The 25,090-nt window shown below is 61.0% G+C and carries 28 protein-coding genes; 19 read left to right on the top strand and 9 right to left on the bottom strand.

Annotation, left to right across the window (positions count from 1 at the left end):
• Positions 1 to 91: 91 nt before the first annotated feature.
• From M5B97_RS24690 to M5B97_RS24660, 7 genes are all read left to right on the top strand, one after another.
• Positions 92 to 493, top strand: coding sequence for an ACT domain-containing protein (locus M5B97_RS24690; RefSeq protein WP_123715671.1), 402 nt, complete (start codon positions 92 to 94; stop codon positions 491 to 493).
• Between the two features lie 5 nt (positions 494 to 498).
• On the top strand, positions 499 to 1,098 hold the full coding sequence (locus M5B97_RS24685; RefSeq protein WP_134660089.1) for a LysE/ArgO family amino acid transporter: 600 nt from the start codon (positions 499 to 501) through the stop codon (positions 1,096 to 1,098).
• Positions 1,099 to 1,276: 178 nt separating this feature from the next.
• Complete coding sequence (locus M5B97_RS24680) at positions 1,277 to 1,873, top strand: Fe-Mn family superoxide dismutase (RefSeq protein WP_003212997.1); 597 nt, start codon at positions 1,277 to 1,279, stop codon at positions 1,871 to 1,873.
• A 128-nt stretch (positions 1,874 to 2,001) separates the two neighbouring features.
• The gene (locus M5B97_RS24675) at positions 2,002 to 2,205 is read left to right on the top strand and encodes a hypothetical protein (RefSeq protein ID WP_134660090.1); all 204 of its coding nucleotides are present in this window, start codon (positions 2,002 to 2,004) and stop codon (positions 2,203 to 2,205) included.
• A gap of 160 nt (positions 2,206 to 2,365) precedes the next feature.
• A complete protein-coding gene (locus M5B97_RS24670) occupies positions 2,366 to 4,417 on the top strand; it encodes a GGDEF domain-containing phosphodiesterase (RefSeq protein ID WP_248732949.1) in 2,052 nt (683 codons plus the stop codon).
• A gap of 125 nt (positions 4,418 to 4,542) precedes the next feature.
• Entirely contained in the window at positions 4,543 to 5,880 is a 1,338-nt protein-coding gene (locus tag M5B97_RS24665) for an imelysin family protein (protein WP_248732948.1), read from the top strand.
• A 111-nt stretch (positions 5,881 to 5,991) separates the two neighbouring features.
• Positions 5,992 to 7,446, top strand: a complete 1,455-nt coding sequence (locus M5B97_RS24660) for a TrkH family potassium uptake protein (protein WP_123715676.1) — start codon at positions 5,992 to 5,994, stop codon at positions 7,444 to 7,446.
• On the opposite strand, the gene M5B97_RS24655 is transcribed toward M5B97_RS24660, so the two are convergent.
• Entirely contained in the window at positions 7,403 to 8,461 is a 1,059-nt protein-coding gene (locus M5B97_RS24655) for an AraC family transcriptional regulator (RefSeq protein WP_248732947.1), read from the bottom strand. The two genes, M5B97_RS24660 and M5B97_RS24655, sit on opposite strands and share 44 nt — an antisense overlap.
• A gap of 161 nt (positions 8,462 to 8,622) precedes the next feature.
• Between M5B97_RS24655 and M5B97_RS24650 the strand changes: the two genes are divergently transcribed.
• Entirely contained in the window at positions 8,623 to 8,934 is a 312-nt protein-coding gene (locus M5B97_RS24650) for a DUF962 domain-containing protein (RefSeq protein ID WP_123715678.1), read from the top strand.
• A gap of 27 nt (positions 8,935 to 8,961) precedes the next feature.
• On the opposite strand, the gene M5B97_RS24645 is transcribed toward M5B97_RS24650, so the two are convergent.
• Positions 8,962 to 9,270: a hypothetical protein gene (locus M5B97_RS24645; RefSeq protein WP_167659659.1), complete on the bottom strand. Its 309-nt coding sequence runs from the start codon at positions 9,268 to 9,270 to the stop codon at positions 8,962 to 8,964.
• Between the two features lie 14 nt (positions 9,271 to 9,284).
• On the opposite strand from M5B97_RS24645, the gene M5B97_RS24640 reads away from it, so the two are divergent.
• On the top strand, positions 9,285 to 9,467 hold the full coding sequence (locus M5B97_RS24640; protein WP_123715679.1) for a hypothetical protein: 183 nt from the start codon (positions 9,285 to 9,287) through the stop codon (positions 9,465 to 9,467).
• A 105-nt stretch (positions 9,468 to 9,572) separates the two neighbouring features.
• The gene (locus M5B97_RS24635) at positions 9,573 to 10,769 is read left to right on the top strand and encodes an MFS transporter (RefSeq protein ID WP_248732946.1); all 1,197 of its coding nucleotides are present in this window, start codon (positions 9,573 to 9,575) and stop codon (positions 10,767 to 10,769) included.
• On the opposite strand, the gene arfB is transcribed toward M5B97_RS24635, so the two are convergent.
• Together arfB and M5B97_RS24625 are read right to left on the bottom strand one after the other, a co-directional pair.
• The gene (gene arfB / locus M5B97_RS24630; protein ID WP_123715681.1) at positions 10,766 to 11,179 is read right to left on the bottom strand and encodes an alternative ribosome rescue aminoacyl-tRNA hydrolase ArfB; all 414 of its coding nucleotides are present in this window, start codon (positions 11,177 to 11,179) and stop codon (positions 10,766 to 10,768) included. The genes M5B97_RS24635 and arfB overlap by 4 nt on opposite strands.
• 113 nt (positions 11,180 to 11,292) lie before the next feature.
• Positions 11,293 to 12,714, bottom strand: a complete 1,422-nt coding sequence (locus M5B97_RS24625; RefSeq protein ID WP_123715682.1) for an amino acid permease — start codon at positions 12,712 to 12,714, stop codon at positions 11,293 to 11,295.
• Positions 12,715 to 13,361: 647 nt separating this feature from the next.
• Between M5B97_RS24625 and M5B97_RS24620 the strand changes: the two genes are divergently transcribed.
• Together M5B97_RS24620 and M5B97_RS24615 are read left to right on the top strand one after the other, a co-directional pair.
• On the top strand, positions 13,362 to 13,499 hold the full coding sequence (locus M5B97_RS24620) for a hypothetical protein (protein ID WP_003175756.1): 138 nt from the start codon (positions 13,362 to 13,364) through the stop codon (positions 13,497 to 13,499).
• A gap of 74 nt (positions 13,500 to 13,573) precedes the next feature.
• Positions 13,574 to 14,533, top strand: coding sequence for a leucyl aminopeptidase (locus M5B97_RS24615; protein WP_248732945.1), 960 nt, complete (start codon positions 13,574 to 13,576; stop codon positions 14,531 to 14,533).
• A 92-nt stretch (positions 14,534 to 14,625) separates the two neighbouring features.
• Here M5B97_RS24615 and rluB read toward each other — a convergent pair whose 3' ends face one another.
• From rluB to M5B97_RS24590, 5 genes are all read right to left on the bottom strand, one after another.
• A complete protein-coding gene (gene rluB / locus M5B97_RS24610) occupies positions 14,626 to 15,837 on the bottom strand; it encodes a 23S rRNA pseudouridine(2605) synthase RluB (protein WP_105523988.1) in 1,212 nt (403 codons plus the stop codon).
• Between the two features lie 207 nt (positions 15,838 to 16,044).
• The gene (gene scpB, locus M5B97_RS24605) at positions 16,045 to 16,977 is read right to left on the bottom strand and encodes an SMC-Scp complex subunit ScpB (protein ID WP_248732944.1); all 933 of its coding nucleotides are present in this window, start codon (positions 16,975 to 16,977) and stop codon (positions 16,045 to 16,047) included.
• Positions 16,978 to 16,989: 12 nt separating this feature from the next.
• Complete coding sequence (locus M5B97_RS24600; RefSeq protein WP_174554055.1) at positions 16,990 to 17,688, bottom strand: ScpA family protein; 699 nt, start codon at positions 17,686 to 17,688, stop codon at positions 16,990 to 16,992.
• A gap of 120 nt (positions 17,689 to 17,808) precedes the next feature.
• The gene (locus tag M5B97_RS24595; protein WP_017139161.1) at positions 17,809 to 18,438 is read right to left on the bottom strand and encodes an L-threonylcarbamoyladenylate synthase; all 630 of its coding nucleotides are present in this window, start codon (positions 18,436 to 18,438) and stop codon (positions 17,809 to 17,811) included.
• A gap of 13 nt (positions 18,439 to 18,451) precedes the next feature.
• The gene (locus M5B97_RS24590; protein ID WP_123715686.1) at positions 18,452 to 19,315 is read right to left on the bottom strand and encodes a PHP domain-containing protein; all 864 of its coding nucleotides are present in this window, start codon (positions 19,313 to 19,315) and stop codon (positions 18,452 to 18,454) included.
• A gap of 87 nt (positions 19,316 to 19,402) precedes the next feature.
• On the opposite strand from M5B97_RS24590, the gene M5B97_RS24585 reads away from it, so the two are divergent.
• The 7 genes from M5B97_RS24585 to M5B97_RS24555 all read left to right on the top strand — a co-directional run bounded on the left by M5B97_RS24585 (position 19,403) and on the right by M5B97_RS24555 (position 24,957).
• Positions 19,403 to 19,999: a septation protein A gene (locus M5B97_RS24585; RefSeq protein WP_123715687.1), complete on the top strand. Its 597-nt coding sequence runs from the start codon at positions 19,403 to 19,405 to the stop codon at positions 19,997 to 19,999.
• 1 nt (position 20,000) lies between these two features.
• Positions 20,001 to 20,300, top strand: a complete 300-nt coding sequence (locus tag M5B97_RS24580; protein ID WP_123715688.1) for a YciI family protein — start codon at positions 20,001 to 20,003, stop codon at positions 20,298 to 20,300.
• Between the two features lie 106 nt (positions 20,301 to 20,406).
• The gene (locus M5B97_RS24575; RefSeq protein WP_134660100.1) at positions 20,407 to 20,814 is read left to right on the top strand and encodes a translation initiation factor 2; all 408 of its coding nucleotides are present in this window, start codon (positions 20,407 to 20,409) and stop codon (positions 20,812 to 20,814) included.
• A gap of 7 nt (positions 20,815 to 20,821) precedes the next feature.
• Positions 20,822 to 21,499: a response regulator transcription factor gene (locus tag M5B97_RS24570; protein WP_123715690.1), complete on the top strand. Its 678-nt coding sequence runs from the start codon at positions 20,822 to 20,824 to the stop codon at positions 21,497 to 21,499.
• 189 nt (positions 21,500 to 21,688) lie between these two features.
• On the top strand, positions 21,689 to 22,159 hold the full coding sequence (locus M5B97_RS24565; protein ID WP_248732943.1) for an LTXXQ domain protein: 471 nt from the start codon (positions 21,689 to 21,691) through the stop codon (positions 22,157 to 22,159).
• A gap of 64 nt (positions 22,160 to 22,223) precedes the next feature.
• Positions 22,224 to 23,567, top strand: a complete 1,344-nt coding sequence (locus tag M5B97_RS24560) for a HAMP domain-containing sensor histidine kinase (protein WP_248732942.1) — start codon at positions 22,224 to 22,226, stop codon at positions 23,565 to 23,567.
• Positions 23,568 to 23,607: 40 nt separating this feature from the next.
• Positions 23,608 to 24,957: a CoA transferase gene (locus M5B97_RS24555; protein ID WP_248732941.1), complete on the top strand. Its 1,350-nt coding sequence runs from the start codon at positions 23,608 to 23,610 to the stop codon at positions 24,955 to 24,957.
• Positions 24,958 to 25,090 lie beyond the last annotated feature (133 nt).

Below are 25,090 nucleotides of genomic sequence, written 5' to 3'. Positions count from 1 at the left end.
ATGAGCGATCAGCAATATTGGTTTTTCTTATACAGCCTGCGCCGTGAAAATGACCAGCATTGCTTCCCAACTTTTCAAAGGAATCCCTCACATGGCTGGCGAAACCGCCCTGGCAACCCTGCTGCGCAGCATGAGCCCACAGTTGAATGAGGGCGACTACGTGTTCTGCACCGTGCCCGACCAGCGTATTCCCGAAGGCTGCGAGGTCATCGGCAGCTTTCGCGAGCAGGAAGGCCTGACGCTGATCGTCGAGCGCCAACAAGCGCAGCAAGCCGGCCTGGTCTTCGAATACGTCGCGGCCTGGATCACCTTGAACGTGCACTCGGCCTTGGAAGCCGTGGGCCTGACTGCCGCTTTCGCCAGTGCACTGGGCAAGGCCGGCATCAGTTGCAACGTGATTGCCGGTTATTACCACGACCACCTGTTTGTCGGCCGCGCCGATGCCGAGCGTGCCATGCACGTGTTGCGGCAATTGGCAGCGGACGCGGAGTAGACCTTATGTGGCAGAGCTATGTGAACGGGCTGCTGGTGGCCCTGGGCCTGATCATGGCGATCGGCACGCAGAACGCCTTCGTATTGGCGCAAAGCTTGCGCCGCGAGCATCACTTGCCGGTGGCGGCACTGTGCATTGTGTGCGACGCCATTCTGGTCGCCGCCGGGGTGTTCGGCCTGGCCACGGTGCTGGCGCAGAACCCGCTGCTGCTGGCGATTGCCCGCTGGGGTGGCGCAGCCTTCCTGTTGTGGTATGGCACCTTGGCGCTACGTCGGGCGTGCTCAAAGCAGAGCCTGGAACAAGGCGACGCCTTCAAGGTGCGCTCGCTGCGCGCCGTTTTGCTCAGTGCCCTGGCGGTGACGTTGCTCAATCCCCATGTGTACCTGGACACAGTGCTGTTGATTGGCTCCCTGGGAGCTCAGCAGACCGAACCGGGTGCGTATGTGGCCGGTGCGGCCAGTGCGTCGTTCCTGTGGTTCGCCACTCTGGCACTGGGCGCGGCGTGGCTGGCCCCGTGGCTGGCGCGCCCGGCAACCTGGCGCCTGCTGGACCTTTTGGTCGCCGTGATGATGTTCAGCGTGGCTTATCAATTGATCAGCGCCTGAGGAATATTCCAAAACGCTCTGGAACCTCTATCCCACACAGTTGTTGCGTGGTTTTGCCACACCCCCGGTGCTATGATCCGGACCCTGCGCCGCAAAGAGTTCAAACTCCCCGGCGCTTGTTTGGCCGCCCGTGATCGGCCTTGCGCTCACCGCAACTGACCTGATTAGGAGAATTATCATGGCTTTCGAATTGCCGCCGCTGCCGTACGCACACGATGCCCTGCAGCCGCACATTTCCAAGGAAACCTTGGAGTACCACCACGACAAGCACCACAACACCTATGTCGTGAACCTGAACAACCTGGTGCCAGGCACCGAGTTCGAAGGCAAGACCCTGGAAGAGATCGTTAAATCCTCTTCGGGCGGCATCTTCAACAACGCCGCTCAGGTCTGGAACCACACCTTCTACTGGAACTGCCTGGCGCCAAACGCCGGCGGCCAACCTACCGGCGCGCTGGCTGAAGCCATCAACGCTGCGTTCGGTTCGTTCGACAAGTTCAAGGAAGAGTTCACCAAGACTTCCGTCGGTACCTTCGGTTCCGGTTGGGGCTGGCTGGTGAAAAAGGCTGACGGTTCCCTGGCCCTGGCCAGCACCATCGGCGCCGGCAACCCGCTGACCAGCGGCGACACCCCGCTGCTGACCTGCGACGTCTGGGAACACGCTTACTACATCGACTACCGCAACGTGCGTCCAAAGTATGTGGAAGCGTTCTGGAACCTGGTCAACTGGAAGTTCGTGGCTGAGCAGTTCGAAGGCAAGACCTTCACTGCCTAAGCAACACTTGCAGTAGAAAGAGCCCGGCGAATGCCGGGCTTTTTTGTGGGCAACGGAACTGAGCGATCAGGCAACGCCACCCAGGCATCGAGAGGAATTCGCCTTTCATACCTGTCGGAGAATTAACTATGTCTATTGGAGCACTCGCAGCGCTGCCCATCATCGGCGATGCCGCCAAAGCCGTTGGAGAGGTCACCAAAGCCGTCGCCCCGCTCGCCCAGCCGTTCGCCGATGTGCTGGCCAAAGCACTGGGCAACGCCTTGGACTCTCAAAACAAAAGCCTGGATTTTTCGAGCACCCAGGAAACAGCAAAGCGTACGCTGACCTTCTGAGATTGACTGCGCGCCCAGCAGGCGGATGCAAATCCGCCCTGCACCACTTCGATGCACACTCCAAACCTGCTTTTGCCCCAATGTTCCTTTGACTGCCAACCCGAGATTGCCAATACTCATGGCATATTGAGGCTACCCGCACGGAACAAGGAATGACCCTTTGAAGCTGGAACTCAAAAACAGCTTGTCGGTGAAGTTGCTACGGGTTGTGCTGCTGTCGGCATTGATCGTGGGCGTGGCTTTAAGCGTGGCGCAGATTGTGTTCGACGCCTACAAGACACACCAGGCCGTGGCGGGCGATGCCCAGCGCATTCTCGACATGTTTCGCGACCCCTCGACCCAGGCCGTCTACAGCCTGGACCGCGAGATGGGGATGCAGGTCATCGAGGGTCTGTTCCAGGACGACGCCGTGCGCATGGCCTCCATTGGCCACCCCAACGAAACCATGCTCGCGGAAAAAAGCCGCGCCTTGCAGCAATCGCCTACCCGTTGGCTGACCGATCTGATTCTTGGACGGGAACGCACCTTCACCACCTCATTGGTCGGCAAAGGCCCCTACAGCGAATATTACGGCGACCTGAGCATCACCCTGGACACGGCCACCTACGGCAAAGGTTTTATTGTCAGTTCGGTGATCATCTTTATTTCCGGCGTGCTGCGCGCCCTGGCCATGGGCCTGGTGTTGTACCTGGTTTATCACTGGCTGCTGACCAAACCGCTGTCGCGAATTATCGAGCATTTGACCTCAATCAACCCGGACCGGCCCAGCGAACACAAAATCCCCCAGCTCAAAGGCCATGAACGCAATGAGCTGGGGTTGTGGATCAACACGGCCAACCAGTTGCTCGAGTCCATCGAGCGCAATACTCATCTACGTCACGAAGCCGAATCCAGCCTGCTGCGCATGGCCCAGTACGACTTCCTCACCGGCCTGCCGAATCGTCAGAAGTTGCAGGAGCAGTTGGACAAGATCCTGATCGACGCCGGCCGCCGCCAACGCCGTGTGGCGGTGCTGTGTGTCGGGCTGGACGACTTCAAGAGCGTCAACGAACAGTTTACCTACCAGGCCGGCGATAAATTGCTGCTGGCGCTGGCCGACCGTCTGCGTGCCCACAGCGGCCGCCTCGGCGCCCTGGCCCGCCTGGGTGGCGATCAGTTCGCGCTGGTTCAAGCCGATATCGACCAGCCTTACGAGGCTGCCGAGCTGGCACAAAGCATCCTGGACGACCTGGAGGCAGAATTCGCCCTCGACCAGGATCAGATCCGCCTGCGCGCCACTATCGGCATCACGCTGTTTCCGGAAGACGGCGACAGCACCGAGAAGCTGCTGCAAAAAGCCGAACAGACGATGACCCTGGCCAAGAGCCGCTCGCGCAACCGCTATCAGTTCTATATCGCCAGCGTCGACAGCGAAATGCGCCGCCGCCGCGAACTGGAAAAAGACCTGCGCGAGGCCCTGAGCCGGGACCAATTCCACCTGGTGTATCAGCCACAGATCAGTTACCTCGACCATCGCGTGGTCGGCGTAGAGGCGCTGATACGCTGGCAGCATCCGGAACACGGCCTGGTGCCACCAGACCTGTTTATCCCCTTGGCGGAACAGAACGGTACGATTATTCCGATTGGCGAATGGGTACTCGACCAGGCATGCCGGCAGTTGCGCGAATGGCACGACTTGGGCTTCACCACGCTGCGCATGGCGGTCAACCTGTCCACCGTGCAGTTGCACCACACCGAGCTGCCGCGGGTGGTCAACAACCTGATGCAGATCTACCGCCTGCCACCCCGCAGCCTGGAGCTGGAAGTCACCGAGACCGGCCTGATGGAAGACATCAGCACCGCCGCCCAGCACTTACTGAGCCTGCGGCGCTCCGGCGCGCTGATCGCCATCGATGACTTCGGTACCGGCTATTCGTCGCTGAGCTACCTGAAAAGCCTGCCTCTGGACAAGATCAAGATCGACAAGAGCTTCGTCCAGGACCTGCTCGACGACGACGACGATGCCACCATCGTGCGCGCCATCATCCAGTTGGGTAAAAGCCTGGGCATGCAGGTGATTGCCGAGGGTGTTGAAACCATCGAGCAAGAGGCCTACATCATCGCCGAGGGTTGCCATGAGGGCCAGGGTTACCACTACAGCAAACCACTGCCGGCGCGTGAGTTGGTGGCCTATTTGAAACAGTCCGAACGCAACAATGCAGCGATTCACTGACCGGGCAAAGCGATACCAAATATTTCCCGCGTATAACCCTTTACACAAAATGCAAATCTTTCGCATTATGTCGCAGTTTTGCGCGCCTCGCGTGCCCCATCAATAACCGAAGCAGGATGTTCGCCATGATTCGTATGCCCCTGGCCACCGCCAGTCTGCTGGCCCTTGCCATTTCTCTCGCCGGTTGCGGCGAAGGTAAAGACAAGGCGGCCGCACCTCAAGCACCCGCAGCCGCCAGCACCACCGCACCTGCGGCGGCTCCGGCAGGCCAGGTCGACGAGGCTGCCGCCAAGGCTGTGGTCGCGCATTACGCCGACATGGTATTCGCGGTGTACAGCGACGCCGAATCCACCGCGAAAACCCTGCAAACCGCAATCGACACCTTCCTCGCCAACCCGAACGACGAAACCCTGAAAGCGGCCCGCACCGCGTGGATCGCTGCCCGTGTGCCATACCTGCAGAGCGAAGTGTTCCGTTTCGGCAACACCATCATCGACGACTGGGAAGGCCAAGTGAACGCCTGGCCTCTGGATGAAGGCCTGATCGACTACGTCGATAAATCCTACGAGCACGCCCTGGGCAACCCTGGCGCCAACGCCAACATCATCGCCAACACCCAGATCCAGGTCGGCGAAGACAAGGTTGACGTCAAGGACATCACGCCGGAAAAACTCGCCAGCCTCAATGAACTGGGCGGTTCCGAAGCCAACGTCGCCACCGGCTACCACGCCATCGAATTCCTGCTCTGGGGCCAGGACCTCAACGGCACCGGCCCAGGCGCAGGCAACCGTCCGGCGTCGGACTACATGACCGGCGACGGCGCCACCGGCGGCCACAACGAGCGCCGTCGCACCTACCTGCGCGCCGTCACCCAATTGCTGGTCAGCGACCTCGAAGAAATGGTCGGCAACTGGAAACCCAACGTCGAAGACAACTACCGCGCCACCCTCGAGTCGGAACCTGCGACCGACGGCCTGCGTAAAATGTTGTTCGGCATGGGCAGCCTGTCCCTGGGCGAGCTGGCCGGTGAGCGCATGAAGGTTTCCCTGGAAGCCAATTCGCCGGAAGACGAACAGGATTGCTTCAGCGACAACACCCACAACTCGCACTTCTACGACGCCAAAGGCATCCGTAACGTCTACCTGGGTGAATACACCCGCACCGACGGCACCAAGATGACCGGCGCCAGCCTGTCGTCCCTGGTGGCCAAGGTTGACCCGGCGGCCGACGCAGCGCTGAAGGCAGACCTTGCCGCCACTGAAGCGAAGATCCAGGTCATGGTCGATCACGCCAACAACGGCGAGCACTACGACCAACTGATCGCCGCGGGCAATGACAAAGGCAACCAGATCGTGCGCGACGCGATTGCGGCGCTGGTCAAGCAGACCGGCTCGATCGAAGCCGCCGCGGGCAAGCTGGGCATCAGCGACCTGAACCCGGATAACGCCGATCACGAGTTCTGATCTGTGCCGAGTTGATCAAGGCGACCTTCGGGTCGCCTTTTTCATGTGCGGTTTACATGCCCCGCACCCTAGGTAGAATGGCGCCTCTGCCCTGTCACCCGAGCGAACTTCATGGCGTTGCCGACCCTACGCATCATCGGTTTCATCATCGGCATCTTCCTGATCACCCTTGCGATCGCCATGGTCGTCCCGATGGCGACACTGGTGATCTTCGAACGCACCGGCGACCTGCCCTCGTTCCTGTGGGCCAGCCTGATCACTTTTCTCGCGGGCCTGGCCCTGGTTATCCCCGGCCGCCCCGAACACGTCCATCTGCGCCCGCGGGACATGTATCTGCTGACGGTCAGCAGTTGGCTGGTGGTGTGTATCTTCGCCGCGTTACCGTTTTTGCTGACCCAGCACATCAGCTACACCGACTCGTTTTTTGAAAGCATGTCCGGCATCACCGCTACCGGTTCCACCGTATTGAGCGGCCTGGACAGCATGTCCCCGGGTATCTTGATGTGGCGCTCGCTGCTGCACTGGCTGGGCGGCATCGGCTTCATCGGCATGGCGGTGGCGATTCTGCCGCTGTTGCGCATTGGTGGCATGCGCCTGTTCCAGACCGAATCCTCGGACCGCTCGGAGAAGGTCATGCCGCGCTCGCACATGGTGGCGCGGCTCATCGTGGCGACTTATGTCGGTATCACCATCCTTGGCAGCCTGGCGTTCTGGTGGGCCGGAATGGGCTTGTTCGACGCGATCAACCACGCCATGTCGGCGATTTCGACCGGAGGGTTCTCCACCTCCGACGAATCCCTGGCCCACTGGAAACAACCGGCGGTGCATTGGGTGGCGGTGGTGGTGATGATCCTCGGCAGCTTGCCGTTCACCCTGTATGTGGCCACGTTGCGCGGCAACCGACGGGCACTGATCAAAGACCAGCAGGTGCAAGGCTTGCTCGCGCTGCTGATCGTGACCTGGCTGGTGCTGGGTACCTGGTACTGGTGGACCACGGACTTGCATTGGCTGGATGCGCTGCGCCATGTGGCCGTAAACGTTACCTCGGTGGTCACCACCACCGGCTTTGCGCTGGGGGACTACAGCATCTGGGGCAACTTCTCACTGATGCTGTTCTTCTACCTGGGCTTTATCGGCGGCTGCTCGGGCTCCACGGCCGGCGGGATCAAGATCTTCCGCTTCCAGGTCGCCTATATCCTGCTCAAGGCCAACTTGAACCAGCTGATTCACCCCCGGGCGGTGATCAAGCAAAAGTACAACGGCCATCGCCTCGACGAAGAAATCGTGCGTTCGATCCTGACGTTCTCGTTTTTTTTCGCCATCACCATCTGTGCCATCGCCCTGGCCCTGTCGCTGCTGGGCCTGGACTGGATGACCGCATTGACCGGCGCGGCCAGCACGGTATCGGGCGTCGGCCCGGGCCTGGGCGAAACCATCGGCCCGGCCGGCAACTTCGCCAGCCTGCCGGATGCGGCCAAGTGGATCCTGTCGCTCGGCATGCTGCTGGGGCGGCTGGAGATTATTACGGTGTTTGTACTGTGTATTCCGGCGTTCTGGCGTCACTGACCTTCGACGCCTGCAGCAGCCGCGTACGGTATTCACCGGGCGTGGCGTCGAACCAGCGACGAAACGCGCGAAAGAAATTGCTGGGGTCGGCAAACCCCAGCAGGTAGGCAATTTCCAACAGGGTCATGCTCGGCTGCGCCAGGTATTGCTCGGCGAGTTCGCGACGCGTGTCGTCGAGCAAGGTCTGGAAACTGGTGCCCTCCTCCTGCAGACGCCGCTGCAAGGTGCGCTGGGACAGATGCAGGGTCTGGGCCACCGCGTCACGCTTGGGCTCGCCTTGGGGCAACAGACGACACAGCACCTGGCGGGCCTTGTGGGTCACGCGGCTCTCGGAAAACCGCGCCAGGTATTCACCGGCAAACCGATCGTGCAGCAGCGCCATGGCTTCGTTGGCCGTGGGCAACGGTGCATCCATGTCGGCCCGCTCGAAAATCAGCGCGTCGTAGGGCGCATTGAACTCCAAGGGTGCGTGAAACGCTTGCTTGTAGGGCGCCAGATCAATCGGCTGGTCGCCTTGCAACAACACTTTACGCGGTTGCAGGGTGCGACCGGTGAGCCAGCCGCACAGCGCCAAAGCACAGGCCAGCGAGGCTTCGGCACTCTGCCGGGTGGGCGGTAGATGGTCACCGTGTACAGTCAGAATCAGCGCATAACCTTCGGGCAACAGTCGGAAGCTCAGGTCGGCGCTTTCGGCGATGATGCGCTGGTAACGCACCAGGCGCATAAAGCCTTCGGCCAGTGTGTTGCTGGACATCAGCGCATAACCGGCCACATGAAACGACGCGGGGCGCACCACCTTGCCCATGTTCAGGCCGATCGCCGGGTTGCCCGACACCTCCACGGCCCGCTGCCACAGTCGGGTCATGGAGTCTTGCGGAAAGCGCGCATCAGGGTCACTGAGGGCGCTGTAGTCCAGGCCCAACTGCTTGAACAGCGCACGGCAATCCAGGCCGTCCATTTCCAACGACTTGACTATACCCATCGCCCAGCTTGCAGAAGTTGTTCGTTCGCTCATGGCGTCGTCTTGTAGAAAGCGGGCTCATCCGGCAACCAGCGAGCCAAGGATACTAAAGTGGCATCTATTGTCACTGGCTGTTACCACTGATCACTCTAGACTCAAATACGCTACCCGCCGAACATCTGCCGAGCGGCATCACTGTCAGAGACTCAACCACTATGGAAAACGTCAAACAATTCAATAGCTTCGCCGAGTTCTATCCGTATTACCTGAGCGAGCACGGCAACAGTACCTGCCGGCGCCTGCACTTTATCGGCACGACCCTGGTGATCGGCATCCTGGCCTACGCCATCGGCCGTGGTTCGCTCGGGCTGCTGTTGGCCTTACCCGTCGCCGGCTACAGCTTTGCCTGGATCGGCCACTTCTTCTTCGAAAAGAACCGCCCGGCCACTTTTCAACACCCGTTTTACAGCTTGTTGGGCGACTTTGTGATGTACCGCGACATGATTCTGGGCAAGGTGCCGTTCTGACCACGCGACAGTTCACACGATGAAAGTTCATGCATACGACGACATAAAAATCTTTTTGTCATTTTCAGTGCTGTATCCTGCCAAGGCTTTTTGAGAGCGCGGAATCACCTGCGATTGAAAAAACAGACCTTGCGAGGAGCGACCCACATGCACGAGATACCTAATCTCCCCTTCCCAAGCCTGCACCCAACCGAGCAGCCAACACCGCAGCAGGCCAGCAACAAACAGCCTGAGGCCAAAGAAGCAAAACCAGTCGACAGCAAACGCCAGGGCTGAAGCCGTACCAGACCGTATGGAAAGCGCAATTCCAAGCGCTTTCCACACGGCCTGAATCACCCGAGATCCCCTCTATGACCGATACCCTCCCCGCTTCGCCCGACGCCGCTGTACTCGACGCTGCCTTGCAGATGGTCGAAGTCTGGAACCGCCTCAGCGCCGAAAAACAAGCGATGCTGCTCAAGCGCTTTGGTACCCAGGAAAACGCCCTGGCTGCCCTGGTAACCACGCAATTGCTGGCACCGACCAAATCCTGACGTGTTCTTGATTCAGCCTTTTTGATATTAAAGCCGCCCCACTCGGCCCAAGCGCCGGTATCATTAGCAGCCTATCTTTACCTGCTGCGACAGTGGACCCCTCTCATGCCAGATACCCAGCGCCCCATGGCGGTCACGCTGCAAGTCGTTTCCATCGTGCTGTTCACTTTTATCGGCTACCTGAATATCGGCATTCCCCTGGCCGTATTGCCGGGCTATGTCCATAGTCAGTTGGGCTATGGCGCGGTCATCGCAGGTTTGGTGATCAGCGTGCAGTACCTGGCCACCCTGTTGAGCCGCCCGTACGCCAGCAAGATCATCGATAACCTGGGCAGCAAGCGCGCAGTATTGATCGGCCTGGTCGGCTGCGGACTGAGCGGCGTGTTCATGTTGCTTGCCGCCTGGTTCTCCAGCCTGCCGGCGGTCAGCCTGGGCAGCCTGCTGATCGGCCGGTTGGTGCTGGGCAGCGCGGAAAGCCTGGTGGGGTCGGGTGCGATCGGCTGGGGCATCGGCCGGGTGGGTGCGCAGAACACCGCCAAGGTGATTTCCTGGAACGGCATTGCCAGCTACGGAGCCCTGGCCGTCGGCGCGCCGCTGGGCGTGTTGCTGGTCAGAAATTTCGGGCTGTGGAGCATGGGCGTCAGCATCATTCTGCTGGCAATCGTGGGCTTGCTGCTGGCTTGGAACAAGGTCGCCGCACCGATTGTGGCCGGTGTGCGCCTGCCGTTCATGAACGTGCTGGGCCGCGTACTGCCACACGGCTGCGCACTCGCATTGGGCTCGATCGGCTTTGGCACCATCGCCACCTTTATTACCCTGTATTACACCACTCAGAATTGGGATAACGCGGTGTGGGCCTTGAGCCTGTTCGGCGCCAGCTTTATCGGCGCGCGCCTGCTGTTCGGCAATCTGATCAACCGTATCGGCGGTTTTCGCGTGGCGATTGCCTGCCTCTCGGTGGAAATCCTCGGCCTGCTGTTGCTGTGGCTGGCACCGAATGCCCATCTGGCCTTGGCTGGTGCGGCGTTGAGCGGGTTCGGCTTTTCACTGGTGTTTCCGGCATTGGGCGTGGAGGCCGTCAACCTGGTGCCCGCGTCCAGCCGCGGGGCGGCGGTGGGGGCTTACTCGCTGTTTATCGACTTGTCGCTGGGCATCACCGGTCCGTTGGCCGGGGCGGTGGCGTCAGGCTTCGGCTTCGCCTCGATCTTCCTGTTCGCCGCCCTGGCCGCCACAGGTGGTTTGCTGCTGAGTGTGTACCTGTACCGCCAAGCGCCCAAGGCTCGCGAGACACGCGACGCCTAGAAGTCGACCTTGCCGCGCCCGGCCTTGATGCTACCGCGCTTGGTCTTGGATTCCAGCCTGCGCTTCTTGGAGCCCAGCGTAGGCTTGGTCGGACGGCGTTTCTTCTCGACCTTGGTGGCGCTGAGAATCAGCTCCACCAGACGCTCCAGCGCATCCGCGCGGTTCTGTTCCTGAGTCCGATATTGCTGGGCCTTGAGCACCAGCACGCCTTCGCTGGTGATGCGGCTGTCACGCAGCGCCAGCAACCGCTCCTTGTAGAAGTCCGGCAGGGACGACGCCGGAATATCAAAACGCAGGTGCACCGCGCTCGACACCTTATTGACGTTCTGCCCGCCGGCGCCTTGGGCGCGAATGGCGGTCAGCTCGATCTCGGCGTCGGGCAGGTGGACGGTGTTGGAAATCACCAGCATGAGCAGCAGGCACCTCTGAAGGGGAAGCCCAAGGATACGCGAATGCACCCTCACGTAGGCCCTTAAGCAACAAACCCGGCACTTGGCCGGGTTTGCTTGATCACGCTTTACGCTTACTTCACCGCTGACACTGTTGCGTCCAACGCCGGCTGCGTACTGCGTTTGTGCTTGATGGCGTAACACACCGCCATAAACGCCACCCACAACGGAATCGCATACACCGACACCCGGATACCCGGGGTCATCAGCATGATCACCAGGATGAACGCCACGAACGCCAGGCAGACGTAGTTACCGTACGGGTACCACAGCGCCTTGAACAACGGCACCTGGCCGGTGCGGTCCATGTGCTGGCGGAACTTGAAGTGGGAGTAACTGATCATCGCCCAGTTGATTACCAAGGTGGCCACTACCAGCGACATCAGCAGTTCCAGCGCATGTTGCGGGATCAGGTAGTTCATCAGTACCGCCACCAGGGTGACCGCCGCCGAGGCGAGGATCGAACGCACCGGCACGCCGCGCTTGTCGATCTGCGCCAGGGCCCGTGGCGCATCGCCCTGCTCGGCCATGCCCAACAACATGCGGCTGTTGCAGTAGGTGCCGCTGTTGTACACCGACAGCGCCGCGGTCAACACCACGAAGTTGAGGATGTGCGCGGCAGTGTTGCTGCCCAGCATCGAGAACACTTGCACGAAGGGGCTGCCGCTGTAGGGATCGCCGGAGGCGTTGAGGGTCGCCAGCAGGCTGTCCCACGGCGTCAGCGACAACAGCACCACCAAAGCACCGATGTAGAAAATCAGGATGCGGTAGATCACTTGATTGATCGCTTTGGGGATCACCGTGCGTGGCTTGTCGGCTTCGGCCGCGGTAAAGCCGAGCATTTCCAGGCCACCGAAAGAGAACATGATGATCGCCATGGCCATCACCAGGCCGCTGACACCATTGGGGAAGAACCCGCCGTGATCCCACAGGTTGCTGACCGATGCTTGCGGGCCGCCGCTGCCGCTGACCAACAGGTAGCTGCCCAGAGCGATCATGCCGACAATGGCCACGACCTTGATGATGGCGAACCAGAATTCAGCCTCGCCGAAGACTTTGACGTTAGCCAGGTTGATCAGGTTGATCAGCACGAAAAACGCCGCCGCCGAGACCCAGGTCGGGATCTCCGGCCACCAGTAGTGCACGTATTTGCCGACAGCGGTCAGCTCCGACATGCCCACCAGAATGTACAAGATCCAGCAGTTCCAGCCCGACAGGAAGCCGGCGAAACCGCCCCAGTACTTGTGGGCAAAGTGGCTGAAGGAGCCGGCGACGGGCTCTTCAACAATCATTTCGCCGAGCTGGCGCATGATCATGAAGGCGATGAAGCCGCAGATGGCATAACCCAGGATCATTGACGGGCCGGCGGACTTGAGCACCCCGGCCGAGCCCAGGAACAGGCCGGTGCCGATGGCGCCCCCGAGGGCGATCAACTGGATATGCCGATTTTTCAGGCCGCGTTTCAGCTCGCCTGAAGAGGAATGGGGTCCACTCATGAAAAGGGTCTCACGCAAGGTTTGATGATGTTGAATGCACGTTGCTGTCTTGAATCTCGACTCAAGCAGCGCCGCTCAAACCCCAGCGCAGGCACCAGGAGTACAGCGTCGTTCTAACGGTCATGCGTCACCTGTTTGTTTTTATCTGTGACGAAATCGAACCCGTCCGGCTCGTGGCCGGGCGGAGTTATCAGGGGTGGTAAACCCTGAGGTCTTGGCCTTTTGCGTGGGTACGCAAGGGGGTCACAGTAAAACGCGGCGCATTGTACACCGCTCGACAGCTTGAGGCCGCCCCCGGCAAGCGGCCGCGACAATCTGTCAGAGATTCCTTACGGTCCGGCCGCGGCCCGGATTACCCGGAGCAACGCGTAAATATGTCGTTACATCGCGTAAAATCGGCGTTACAGCCAGCTCAATCTCTCATCTAACGGAAAATTGTCGGTAGGAAAAATCTGATCAATCGGTTCAGCCAGCCTGCTGTTTTTTCAGATAAAAGCTCAAAGCAAAAAAACAGAACAAAAAATTCAAATGAAACCGTGTCAATAAATTTTTTGCATTCTGAAACGCTCTCGCCTAGGTTCTTGGACTTGCCCAGCGAAGCCCGCTGGCAAGCCCGTTCTCAAACAACGTCCTCTAGGAGATACACCATGCAAGCACTGGAAAACGACCTGGAAACCGAACTGCAACTCGACGATTGGTTTGAAGCGCCGACCCATGAGGCCGCCGTTGAAATGATGCAAGCCGATGCCGTTGTGCCGTTCGGCACCGCGATGTGGCCTTTCTAAGAAACGGCAGGCATCCGGCAGGTGCCGTGCACGGCACCTGCCCCCCTTACCCAAGGCATCAAAGGACGTACGTCATGGACAAGGCCCGCGCCGTCGAACATTTTCTCTACTACCTCGCCCATCACCCGGCCCTGAACGGGCTGAACCGCCCTACCGTGCTGCTGGGCCATACCGAACGTTACGACGCCATCGCCCAGGCAATCACCCAAGGCAGCGCCGCCCGGTTCAACTTTCAGGTGCAGCGCCTGGACCTGGCCTCCAGCGAAGCCCTGGCCCAAGCCATCGAGGCCTGTGACCTCTACCTGTTTCTCTACGATTCTTCGACCCTGCCCAACCCACGCGCCGAAGGCCCGGACTTTATCCGTGCCCTGCAAGGCGTAATGGCCGAACACTGGAAGAAATCCCTGTTGTTCAAAGATTATGGCGACTACTTCTACGACACCTTCAGTGTCGAGCCCCAACGCATCGCCGACCTCAACGCCACGCTGATCCGGCGCATGTCCGAAGCGCGCGTGCTGAGCTTTACCGACAAACACGGCTCACGCCTGGAAGCGCCGCTGAGCAGCATCAAGAAGTGGACCAATATCAACGGCGTGGGCAACCACGACCTGGCCCCCGGCGAAATCGCCACCCACAGCGAGGCCATCAATGGCCAAGTGCGTTTTGTCGGCACCTTTCTGAGCACCATCCCGTTCGCGCGCAAATATGGCGTGCTGGAATCACCTCTGGAACTGTGGATCGAGAACTCGACGATCTGCAGCGTGGCCAGCGACGTACCGGGGCTGGCGGATGATTTCAACAAGTACCTGAACGCCAACCCGTCGAACCGGCGTGTCGAGGAGTTGGGGATTGGGACCAACGAAGGCGTGAAGGACCTGTATGCGCGCAATGCCGGGTTTGAAGAACGCCATTGCGGGTTGCACCTGGGCCTGGGTGGCGGGCAAAAAGGCAGCCATCACCTGGATCTGATCTTTGCCAGTGGGGTGCTGGCGCTGGATGACAAGCCGGTGTTCGATGGCGCTTTCGCCTTCTGATGCTTGATTTCGCCCCCCAAAATTATTGAGCCTGTTTTAAAGTAAAAAAACGCCAACCCTAGGGTTGGCGTTTTTGTGCAGCGCTTACGCTATCACTGCGGCTTCTTGCGACCGAAACCCGGGCGCTGACCCGAACCGGCCGGGGCGCCACGGCGCTTGCCCGACGGCTCGTCCGCGACCAGTTTCGGGCCGGGGCGCTTGTTCGCCGCCGGCTTGGCCGGACGCTTGGTGCTGGCGTTGTCGGCTGGGCGATCGGCCTCACCACGGTTGCTGCGACCACCGGCCGGAGCAGGACGCGGAGCACGCGGTGCACGCTCACCTTCCTGACGCGACGGTGCGGTTGGGCGACGTTCGCCTTCGATGTGCGGCTCGCGCGAAATACGACCACCGGTTGCCGGAGCATTCAGTGCCGGGCGCAGGGTGCGGGCTACACGCTCGGTACGGGCCACAGGGCGCGACGATTTGCGCTGCATACGCTCAAGCTTGTCTTTGCTCTTGGCGTTCATCTGTGGCATCGCCACCGGTGTCAGGCCGACTTCGGCGCTGAGGATGTCGACTTCGTACTGGCTCATTTCGCGCCAGCGTCCCATCGGCAGGTCGGAGTTCAAGAACACCGGGCCGAAACGCACGCGCTTCAGGCGACTGACCACCAGGCCCTGGGATTCCCACAGGCGACGTACTTCACGGTTGCGACCTTCCATCACCACGCAGTGGTACCAGTGGTTGAAACCTTCACCACCTGGCGCCTGCTTGATGTCGGTGAACTTGGCCGGGCCGTCTTCCAGCACCACGCCCGCCTTGAGACGTTCGATCATCTCGTCATCGACTTCACCGCGTACGCGCACGGCGTATTCACGGTCCATCTCGTAGGACGGGTGCATCAGGCGGTTGGCCAGCTCACCGTCGGTGGTGAACATCAGCAAGCCGGTGGTGTTGATGTCCAGACGACCGATGTTGATCCAGCGACCCTCTTTGGGCTTGGGCATCTTGTCGAACACGGTCGGACGGCCTTCCGGGTCGTCACGGGTGCAGATCTCGCCATCGGGCTTGTTGTACATGATTACGCGGCGCACCGATTCGGCGGCCTCTTCACGCTTGATGACCTTGCCATCAATGGTGATTGCATCGTGCAGGTCGACGCGCTGGCCGAGGGTGGCCTCGACGCCGTTGACCTTGATGCGCTTCTGGGTGATCCAGGCTTCGACGTCGCGGCGCGAGCCCACGCCGATACGCGCCAGCACCTTTTGCAGTTTTTCGCCTGCTGGGCCGATTTCCTGGCTGTCGTTCTGGTCTTTGTCGTTCATCTTAAGCACCTCCCGGTGGGTCGATTCAGGCGTGGCCTGAAGAGTATTGAAAGCGGGGCTTTGGCCGAATAGGTCGGCAAAGGGTCGCGAATCATACGCGCATGGCGCGCGTTGCGCATCACAGAGTAGTCGATTAGCACCAAGTCATTGGCTTTTCCGCCGACCGGTGAAGCTAGCGCAGATCAATGTGGTGATCATCAGGCCGGATCAGTCTTCGAATTGGCGTCGCTCGGCCTCGATGGCTTCGGCCAGGGCCCGGGCTTCGTCTTCTTCGTCGCTCAGCGGCGGTTGTTCGAGGGCAGCGACGGCGGCCAGGAGTTTTTCACGGGCTTCGGCGACGCCAAGGATGTCTTCCTCGGGTTCGGGTTCGGGTTCAGACTCGGGCTCGGGCTCAGTGCGCCCCTGAGGCTCAGCCTGCGCCTCGCCGTCGCGCAGCAAGTCGTCGAAGTCAGTCTTGATGCCCTGCTCCATATCGTCCAGTTCCAGCAGCAAGGTGTGGAAACTGGTTTCATCCTTCGGTTCTTCCGGCTCCGCCGTGGCATCCGCCAATTCCTGCAGGCCGGCGGGAACCGGGGCATCGTCGAAGTCGAGCACCGGCTCGGCCTCCATCTCCCGCAACTCGGCCAAGGGCGGCAAGTCGTCGAGGTTTTTCAGGTTGAAGTGGTCGAGAAACGCCTTGGTGGTCGCGAACATCGCCGGTTTGCCGGGCACGTCGCGGTAACCGACGATGCGAATCCACTCGCGTTCAAGCAACGTCTTGACGATATGGCTGTTGACCGCCACGCCCCGCACATCCTCGATCTCGCCCCGGGTGATCGGCTGGCGATAGGCGATCAGCGCCATCGTCTCCAGCATCGCCCGCGAATAACGCTGCGGGCGCTCTTCCCACAAGCGACCGACCCACGGGGAAAATTTCTCACGGATCTGCAGGCGATAACCCGACGCCACTTCAACCAGCTCAAACGCCCGGCCTTCGCAGGACTTGCGCAGAATCTCCAGTGCCTTCTTGAACACTGGCGGCTCAGGGCGCTCGGCTTCTTCAAACAGTTCGAACAGGCGCTCCAGGGATTGCGGCTTACCCGAGGCCAGGAGGAAGGCTTCCAGCAACGGCGCCAGTTCGCGGGGTTCAGTCAGATTCATCGATTCAGCTCTTTATTCGGCTCGCGCCCGCACGTGGATAGCCGCAAAAGGCTCATTCTGGACCAGCTCGACCAAAGACTCCTTGACCAGCTCGAGGATCGCCATGAAGGTCACCACCACCCCCAGGCGCCCCTCTTCAGCGGTGAACAGTTCGACAAAGGGCACGAAGCCGCCGCCTTTGAGACGCTCAAGCACATCGCTCATGCGCTCGCGTGTCGACAGCGCTTCGCGACTGACCTGGTGGCTTTCGAACATGTCACCACGGCGCAGCACTTCGGCCATGGACATCAATAGCTCTTCCAGACTCACGTCCGGCAACAGTTTGCGCGCACGGGCCTGCGGGGCATCCAGCTTGGGCACCACCACATCGCGACCGACCCGGCTCAAGCCGTCGATGCCTTCGGCGGCAGCCTTGAAGCGCTCGTACTCCTGCAGGCGGCGGATCAGTTCGGCGCGTGGATCGTCCTCCTCGGCTTCGACCGTCTCCGAGCGCGGCAACAGCATGCGCGACTTGATCTCGGCGAGCATGGCCGCCATCACCAGGTACTCGGCGGCCAGTTCCAGGCGCACCGACTGCATCAGCTCGACATAACCCATGTATTGGCGGGTGATTTCCGCCACGGGGATGTCGAGGATGTTGATGTTCTGTTTGCGGATCAGGTACAGCAACAGGTCCAGCGGGCCTTCGAACGCTTCAAGGAAGACTTCCAGGGCATCCGGCGGGATGTACAGATCCAGGGGCATTTCCATGACCGCCTGGCCATAGACCATGGCGAACGGCAGTTCCTGCTGGGCGCCGGCCTGGGGATCGACGGTTTCCACGACCGACATTCAGGCCTCGACCATAAACGGCGTCGGGTCACCGCAGCCCACGCGCACCACTTCGGGTTCGCCATCGGCCAGGTTGATCACGGTGGAGGCCTTGTTGCCGCCATAGCCACCATCGATGATCAGGTCGACATGTTTTTCCAGCAGGCGGCGCATTTCGTAAGGGTCGTACAAAGGCTCTTCTTCACCCGGCAGGATCAGCGACACGCTCATCAACGGTTCGCCCAGCTCAGCCAACAGCGCGAGGGCAATCGGATGCTCCGGCACCCGCAAGCCAATAGTGCGCTTTTTCGGGTGCAGCAACAGGCGCGGTACTTCGCGGGTGGCATTGAGGATAAAGGTGTACGGCCCCGGGGTGTGCGCCTTGAGCAAGCGGAAGGTGCCCGTGTCGACCTTGGCAAACAGCCCCAATTGAGACAGGTCGCTGCAGATCAGTGCAAAGTTGTGGTTCTTGTCCAGATCACGCAAACGCCTGACCCGCTCGACCGCGCTCTTGTCGCCGATCTGACAACCTATGGCGTAGGAAGAATCCGTTGGGTAGATCACCACACCGCCGGCGCGAATGATCTCCACGGCCTGTTTGATCAGGCGCGCTTGCGGGTTTTCCGGATGAATCTGGAAGAATTGACTCACGTGTTCTACCTGTTCAGACGGTGGCAATAATGGGGTCATGCTTGAATCGCCCCCACAAGAGCGGCAGGTCTTCCGGGACTTGGCGATACTCGCCGATCTCGGACCAGCCGCCTGGGCCATGAAAATCACTGCCGGCACTGACCAGCAGACCAAATTCGCGGGCAAGGATCGCCAGGCTGCCGACTTGTTCGGCGGGTTGATGCCCGTTGACCACTTCGATTGCGTGGCCACCCGCTCCAATATAGTCGCCAATCAGCTTGCGACGCTTGCTACGGGTGAAATCGTAATGCCAGGGGTGCGCCAGGCTGACCCAGGCGCCGGAGGCGCGCAATGTCTCGACAGTGTCTTCCAGGGTCGGCCAATGCAGCTTCACGTCACCCAACTTGCCGGCACCCAGCCATTTACGGAAGGCTTCGGCACGGTCTTTGACAAAACCTTCGCGCACCATCCAGTCGGCAAAGTGCGGCCGGGCCGGTGCGTTGCCGCTGTCACCCAGCTCCTGCTGGATGGCGCGGGCGCCCTCGAGGGCATTGGGCATACCCTTGAGGCTGAGTTTTCGGCTTATTTCCTCGGACCGCAGCCAGCGGCCATCGTGCAATTGGGCGATGGCCTTGACCAGCGGCGGGGCCGCCTGATCGAAACCATAGCCCAGCACATGAATAGTGGCGCCGCCCCAGGTACAGGACAATTCCACGCCGTTGACCAGTTGCATGCCCAGGGCATGGGCGGCTTCACGGGCTTCATCCAGGCCTTCAAGGGTGTCATGGTCGGTCAACGACAGGACTCGCACGCCTTTTTCAAACGCTCGCGCAACCAGTACCGCGGGCGCCAGGGCGCCGTCGGAGGCCGTGCTGTGGCAGTGCAAATCAACATTCACGGGAGTGTGTAACCTCAAGTCAGCTGGCGCTTTCGCTACCAAGGATGTTTGTTATTATGCCGCCACATCCAGCTTCTGGCTCTTACTGTGAAACAATTCATCGACTTCATCCCGCTGTTGCTGTTTTTCATCGTGTACAAACTCGACCCCAGGGTCGTCGATCTTGCCGGCCATGAGCTGACCGTCGGAGGCATCTACAGCGCCACTGCGGTGCTGATCATCAGCTCCGTGGTGGTCTATGGCGCCATCTTCATCTCCCAGCGCAAACTGGAAAAAAGCCAATGGCTGACCCTCGTCGCCTGCCTGGTCTTCGGCAGCCTGACCCTGGCCTTCCACAGCGAAACCTTCCTCAAATGGAAAGCACCGGTAGTGAACTGGCTGTTTGCCCTGGCGTTCATCGGCAGCCACTTCATCGGCGACCGCCTGTTGATCAAGCGGATCATGGGCCACGCACTGACCCTGCCGGAGCCGGTCTGGACCCGCTTGAATGTGGCCTGGATCGTGTTTTTCCTGTTCTGCGGCGCCGCCAACCTGTTCGTCGCCTTCACCTTCCAGGACTACTGGGTTGACTTCAAGGTGTTCGGCAGCCTGGCCATGACGGTGCTGTTCCTGGTCGGCCAGGGTATCTACCTGTCCCGCCACCTGCATGACGCCGACCCCACCACGCCGAAAACCGAGGACTGACATGCTTTACGCAATCATTGCCACCGACGTCGCCAACTCCCTGGAAAAACGCCTGAGCGTGCGCCCGGCTCATCTGGAGCGTCTGCACGTGTTGAAAGCCGAAGGCCGCCTTGTGCTGGCGGGTCCACACCCGGCCGTCGACAGCAATGACCCGGGCGCAGCCGGCTTCAGCGGCAGCCTGATCGTTGCCGAATTCGCCTCGCTGGCCGATGCGCAGGCGTGGGCGAAGGCCGATCCGTATGTCGCGGCCGGCGTCTACGCGGACGTCGTGATCAAGCCGTTCAAGCAAGTCCTGCCGTAATACAGGGAGCGCCGAACCTAATCGGTTCGGCGTACTCCTAATGACTCATTATTCCCGGTAACCTGCCGACAACGTTCTGAATATTCGTGTGGAATCAGGAGTTCCGATGCGCTTACGTCAGTTGTGTCTGTTGGCAGTGTTAATGATCGGGGCTACGGCCCACGCTGAAGAAACCTCAAGCACCGGCAGTTCCACGCCCCTGTCCTTGAGTGCCGGCAGCCAGATCACCGAGTTGCAGCAACGCTTGAAAGAAAGCGAACGGCTGCGAGAAGAACTGGGCAAACAACTGCAAAGCGCGGATGCTGCCCGCGAAAGCGCCCAACTGAATCGCTTGCGTCAGGAGAACCAACGCCTGGCCCAGCAACTCAAAGAAGCACAGGGTGGCGCCTTGACGCGCTGGCTGACCGAACAACAACAGTGGTTCGTCACGGGTGGAGCCGTCGCGCTGATCGCCTTGCTGTGCGGGATCTTCGCCAGCGGTGGGCACCGTCGCCGTCGACAATGGCTAAATTGAGTAAGTCATGAGCGAGCTGTTACTGATAGATGATGACCAGGAGCTCTGCGAGCTGCTGACCAGTTGGCTGAGCCAGGAAGGCTTTCACGTGCGCGCCTGCCACGACGGATTGAGCGCCCGCAAAGCCTTGGCCGACGCCGCCCCGGCGGCGGTAGTGCTCGACGTGATGCTGCCCGACGGCAGCGGCCTGGAATTGCTCAAGCAATTGCGCAATGACCACCCCGAGTTGCCGGTACTGATGCTGTCGGCCCGTGGTGAACCACTGGACCGCATCCTCGGCCTGGAACTGGGCGCCGACGATTACCTGGCCAAGCCCTGCGACCCTCGGGAACTCACCGCTCGCCTGCGCGCCGTGCTGCGCCGCAGCCACCCTGCGGCCGTGTCAACGCAGATGGAACTGGGCGACCTGTGCTTCAGCCCGGTACGCGGCGTGGTCAGCATCGATGAACAGGAATTCGCCCTCACCGTCTCCGAAAGCCGTCTGCTGGAAGCCTTGCTGCGCCAGCCCGGCGAACCGCTGGACAAACAGGAACTGGCGCAGATCGCGCTGGGGCGCAAGCTGACGCTCTACGACCGCAGCCTGGACATGCACGTCAGCAACCTGCGCAAGAAGATCGGCCCGCACCCCGATGGCCGGCCACGGATCGTGGCGTTGCGTAGCCGGGGCTATTATTACAGCCTGTAAGGCAGTTCTAAGTGGCAAGCTGCAAGCTTCAAGTCAGAGCTTTTCACTTGCCGCTTGCCGCTTGCCGCTGACAACTTACACCTGCACCTCTCCCTTACCAAACCTTTACCCTCTCCTGACGGCGCCTGACCTTGTTCTCCGTAATCTAGCCACATCCGGACTCACCGGAATAGAGACAGGAGAAACACCATGCGCAAGACCCTTATCGCTCTGATGTTCGCCGCTGCTCTGCCGACCGTTGCCATGGCCGCCATGCCTGAAGGCCCAGGTCCAGGCCCGATGGGCGGCCCTGAAGGTCACATGATGGGTGGCCCGGGCCACGGCGGTGAACACGGTCCACGCGGCAAAGGCGGCCCATTCAGCCAACTGGACCTGAGCCACGAACAACGCCAGCAAATCGGTAAATTGATGGGTGAGCAATGGCACGCTCGCAAAGACCTGGTCAAAAAGTACCTGGACAAACTCCCGGCCGCCGACCAGAAAGCCATGCAGGATGAGATCGAAGCGGGCAAGCAGAAAACCCAGGCCGATATCCGCGCTGTGTTGAAACCCGACCAGCAGAAGAAATTCGACGAGATCGTCAAGAAGCAAGCCGAGCGCCGCGCCGAATGGAAGGAATTCCAGGCCTGGAAAGCCCAACAGCCGCAAAAAGCGCAATAATGATCTAGCTTTACCTCCAGCCCAGCGGTGCCCCCGCTGGGCTTTTCCTGTTTGAGGGTTTTCTGTGCGCTCATTGTTCTGGCGGATTCTGGCCAGTTTCTGGCTGGCCATCGCCCTGGTTGCCGGGTTATCGATCCTGCTTGGGCACATGCTCAATCAAGATGCCTGGATTCTCAGCCGCCACCCCGGCCTCAATAACCTGGCGCAGGAATGGACCCAGCTCTACGAGGCCCAGGGCGAGGACGCTGCGCAGGAATTGCTGCAACAGCGCAAACGCCAGTACCACATAGACGTGCAAGTGCTGAACGAAAGCGGCGATCCGGTGGTGCGCGGCACCTTCCCGCGCCGCGCCGCCGCTTTCGAGGCCAGGCAGAACGACAGCAAGGACGGCCATCTGCCGTGGCGGCGCCTGACCGCCGAGTACACCAGCGAAAAAACCGGTGACACCTACCTGCTGATCTACCGCATTCCCCACCCGGAACTGGACGCCTGGCATCGAGGCAGCCTGATGTGGCCGCTGAGCGCCTTGGCGATTGCCTTGGTGGTGCTGACCTTGTTCAGCCTGCTGGTAACGCTGTCCATCACCCGCCCGCTCAGCCGTCTGCGCGGAGCCGTGCACGATCTCGGCCAGACCACCTACCAACAAAACAGCCTGGCCCAACTGGCCAACCGTCGCGATGAGTTCGGCGTGCTGGCCAACGATTTCAACCGCATGGGCGCACGCTTGCAAAGCCTGATCGGCAGCCAACGCCAATTGCTGCGCGATGTGTCCCACGAACTGCGCTCACCGTTGGCCCGCCTGCGCATCGCGCTGGCCCTGGCCGAACGCGCCAGCTCCGAAGAGCGCGAGCGCCTGTGGCCGCGTCTGACCCGCGAATGCGACCGCCTGGAAGCACTGATCAGCGAAATCCTGGTACTTGCCCGCGTAGATGCCGACAACGCCAGTGCCGAAGAAGTGGACCTGGCCGCGCTGCTCAAAACCCTGCAAAAGGACGCCCAACTGGGCGCACCGGACCAAGTAGTAGCGCTGAGCGCCGACACCGACCTGCACCTCAAGGGCTGGCCGACCATGATCGAAAGAGCCGTGGATAACCTGCTGCGCAATGCCCAACGCTTCAACCCCCCAGGGCAGCCTATCGAGTTACAGGCCCTGCGCCAGGGTGAGCGCATTCTGATCAGCGTGCGTGACCACGGCCCCGGCGTCGATGCCGAGCACCTGAGCCAGTTGGGCGAGCCGTTTTACCGCGCCCCCGGCCAGACCGCCCAGGGCCACGGCCTCGGCCTGGCCATTGCGCGCCGTGCTGCGGAACGCCATGGCGGCAGCCTGCTCCTGGCCAACCACCCGGACGGCGGCTTTATCGCCAGTATCGACCTGCCGTTGGTACCTGGGGTTGTCACTCCAGTGTGATGATCTTCTATAGTGGCCCTTCTCTTACGGAGGGCCTTTGATGACTGACTTGCTGACACCCATCCAAGCCGCACTCGATTTACCGTCCACCCCGCTGACCAGAACCTCGGCCGGCGCCCTGCCCTCGACCTTCGCCGTCACCGAGCTGGCCGCGGCCAGCATCGGCGCCGCCGGCCAGGCCGTCGCGCAACTTATCCGGCAACAGACCGGTCGCTCGCCTGGCGTCACGGTGGACCTGCGTCTGGCGTCCTTCTGGTTCTCGTCCTCGATTCGCCCGGTAGGCTGGCAAACACCGCCCCTGTGGGACCCGGTAGCCGGCGACTACGCCAGTGCCGATGGCTGGATCCGTTTACACACCAACGCGCCCCATCACCGCGCGGCCGCCGAAAGAATACTGGGCAAAGTCGCCGACCGAACCGACATGGCCGGCAAAGTGGCTGCCTGGACTGCCGCCGAACTGGAACAGGCGATCGTCGATGAAGGCGGTTGTGCAGCGCAGATGCGTACCTGGCAGGCCTGGCAAATCCATCCCCAAGGGCTGGCGGTGAATGCCGAGGAATTGGTGCAGCGGCAAACGTTCGACACCCTCAGCAACAAACCCTGGCTCGGCTCGGTCGCACGCCCGTTGGCCGGTATCAAAGTGCTGGACCTCACCCGCGTATTGGCCGGTCCCGCGGCCAGCCGCTTTTTGGCCGGCCTCGGTGCCGATGTGCTGCGCATCGACTCGCCCAACTGGAACGAACCCGGCGTCGTACCGGAGATGACCCTCGGCAAACGTTGCGCCCGCCTTGATCTGAAAAGCCCCGAAGGCCGGCAGATCTTCGAAAGCCTGCTCAAAGACGCCGACATCCTGCTCCACGGTTATCGCGCTGACGCCCTCGAACAACTGGGCTACAGCACCGAGGAACGGCAACGGATCGCCCCCGGTTTGATCGACGCCAGTCTCAACGCTTACGGCTGGAGCGGGCCGTGGCGCAACCGTCGTGGTTTCGACAGCCTGGTGCAGATGAGCAGCGGGATTGCCGATGCGGGCATGGCCTGGCAACACGCGGACAGACCCGTGCCGCTGCCGTTGCAGGCGCTGGATCACACCACCGGGTATTTGATGGCGGCCAGTGCGATTCAAGCATTGAGTGAGCGCTTGAACACCGGGCGTGGCGGTTCGGCGCGGTTGTCATTGGCGCGCACGGCGAGGTTACTGGTGGACGCAGGGCAAGTGCCCGAGCAACCGGCGCTACGCGCTGAAGCACCGGATGATCAAGGCGTGGTGGTGGAACAGACAGCCTGGGGCCAGGCCCATCGGTTACTGGCGCCGCTGACCATCAGCGGCACGCCGTTGCAGTGGGATTTGCCGGCCGGGGAACTGGGTTCGCACCGGCCGCAGTGGTGACCTTCGGGCTACCATCGGGCAAGGCTTCTTTGTAGAAGCGAGCTTGCTTGCGAAAAACTCATAGGCGCCGCGTTCATTCAGGCAGCACGCGTTATCGTTGACGTTTTTCGCGAGCAAGCTCGCTCCTACAGAC

This window comes from Pseudomonas sp. MWU13-2517 (assembly GCF_023242545.1).
Taxonomy (GTDB): domain Bacteria; phylum Pseudomonadota; class Gammaproteobacteria; order Pseudomonadales; family Pseudomonadaceae; genus Aquipseudomonas.
The sequence above is the reverse complement of the archived record's forward strand: the minus strand, read 5'-3'. Positions and strand labels throughout refer to the sequence as shown.

Bases quoted from the DNA above. Each gene is read 5' to 3' on its own strand.
- M5B97_RS24570 (WP_123715690.1), top strand. From the start codon at position 20,822: ATGAGCGAGCTGTTACTGATAGATGATGACCAGGAGCTCTGCGAGCTG.
- M5B97_RS24615 (WP_248732945.1), top strand. From the start codon at position 13,574: ATGGACAAGGCCCGCGCCGTCGAACATTTTCTCTACTACCTCGCCCAT.
- M5B97_RS24625 (WP_123715682.1), bottom strand. From the start codon at position 12,714: ATGAGTGGACCCCATTCCTCTTCAGGCGAGCTGAAACGCGGCCTGAAA.
- M5B97_RS24680 (WP_003212997.1), top strand. From the start codon at position 1,277: ATGGCTTTCGAATTGCCGCCGCTGCCGTACGCACACGATGCCCTGCAG.
- M5B97_RS24580 (WP_123715688.1), top strand. From the start codon at position 20,001: ATGCTTTACGCAATCATTGCCACCGACGTCGCCAACTCCCTGGAAAAA.
- arfB (WP_123715681.1), bottom strand. From the start codon at position 11,179: ATGCTGGTGATTTCCAACACCGTCCACCTGCCCGACGCCGAGATCGAG.
- M5B97_RS24685 (WP_134660089.1), top strand. From the start codon at position 499: ATGTGGCAGAGCTATGTGAACGGGCTGCTGGTGGCCCTGGGCCTGATC.
- M5B97_RS24650 (WP_123715678.1), top strand. From the start codon at position 8,623: ATGGAAAACGTCAAACAATTCAATAGCTTCGCCGAGTTCTATCCGTAT.
- M5B97_RS24575 (WP_134660100.1), top strand. From the start codon at position 20,407: ATGCGCTTACGTCAGTTGTGTCTGTTGGCAGTGTTAATGATCGGGGCT.
- scpB (WP_248732944.1), bottom strand. From the start codon at position 16,977: ATGAATCTGACTGAACCCCGCGAACTGGCGCCGTTGCTGGAAGCCTTC.
- M5B97_RS24555 (WP_248732941.1), top strand. From the start codon at position 23,608: ATGACTGACTTGCTGACACCCATCCAAGCCGCACTCGATTTACCGTCC.
- M5B97_RS24675 (WP_134660090.1), top strand. From the start codon at position 2,002: ATGTCTATTGGAGCACTCGCAGCGCTGCCCATCATCGGCGATGCCGCC.
- M5B97_RS24565 (WP_248732943.1), top strand. From the start codon at position 21,689: ATGCGCAAGACCCTTATCGCTCTGATGTTCGCCGCTGCTCTGCCGACC.
- M5B97_RS24655 (WP_248732947.1), bottom strand. From the start codon at position 8,461: ATGAGCGAACGAACAACTTCTGCAAGCTGGGCGATGGGTATAGTCAAG.
- rluB (WP_105523988.1), bottom strand. From the start codon at position 15,837: ATGAACGACAAAGACCAGAACGACAGCCAGGAAATCGGCCCAGCAGGC.
- M5B97_RS24635 (WP_248732946.1), top strand. From the start codon at position 9,573: ATGCCAGATACCCAGCGCCCCATGGCGGTCACGCTGCAAGTCGTTTCC.
- M5B97_RS24660 (WP_123715676.1), top strand. From the start codon at position 5,992: ATGGCGTTGCCGACCCTACGCATCATCGGTTTCATCATCGGCATCTTC.
- M5B97_RS24640 (WP_123715679.1), top strand. From the start codon at position 9,285: ATGACCGATACCCTCCCCGCTTCGCCCGACGCCGCTGTACTCGACGCT.
- M5B97_RS24690 (WP_123715671.1), top strand. From the start codon at position 92: ATGGCTGGCGAAACCGCCCTGGCAACCCTGCTGCGCAGCATGAGCCCA.
- M5B97_RS24665 (WP_248732948.1), top strand. From the start codon at position 4,543: ATGATTCGTATGCCCCTGGCCACCGCCAGTCTGCTGGCCCTTGCCATT.
- M5B97_RS24620 (WP_003175756.1), top strand. From the start codon at position 13,362: ATGCAAGCACTGGAAAACGACCTGGAAACCGAACTGCAACTCGACGAT.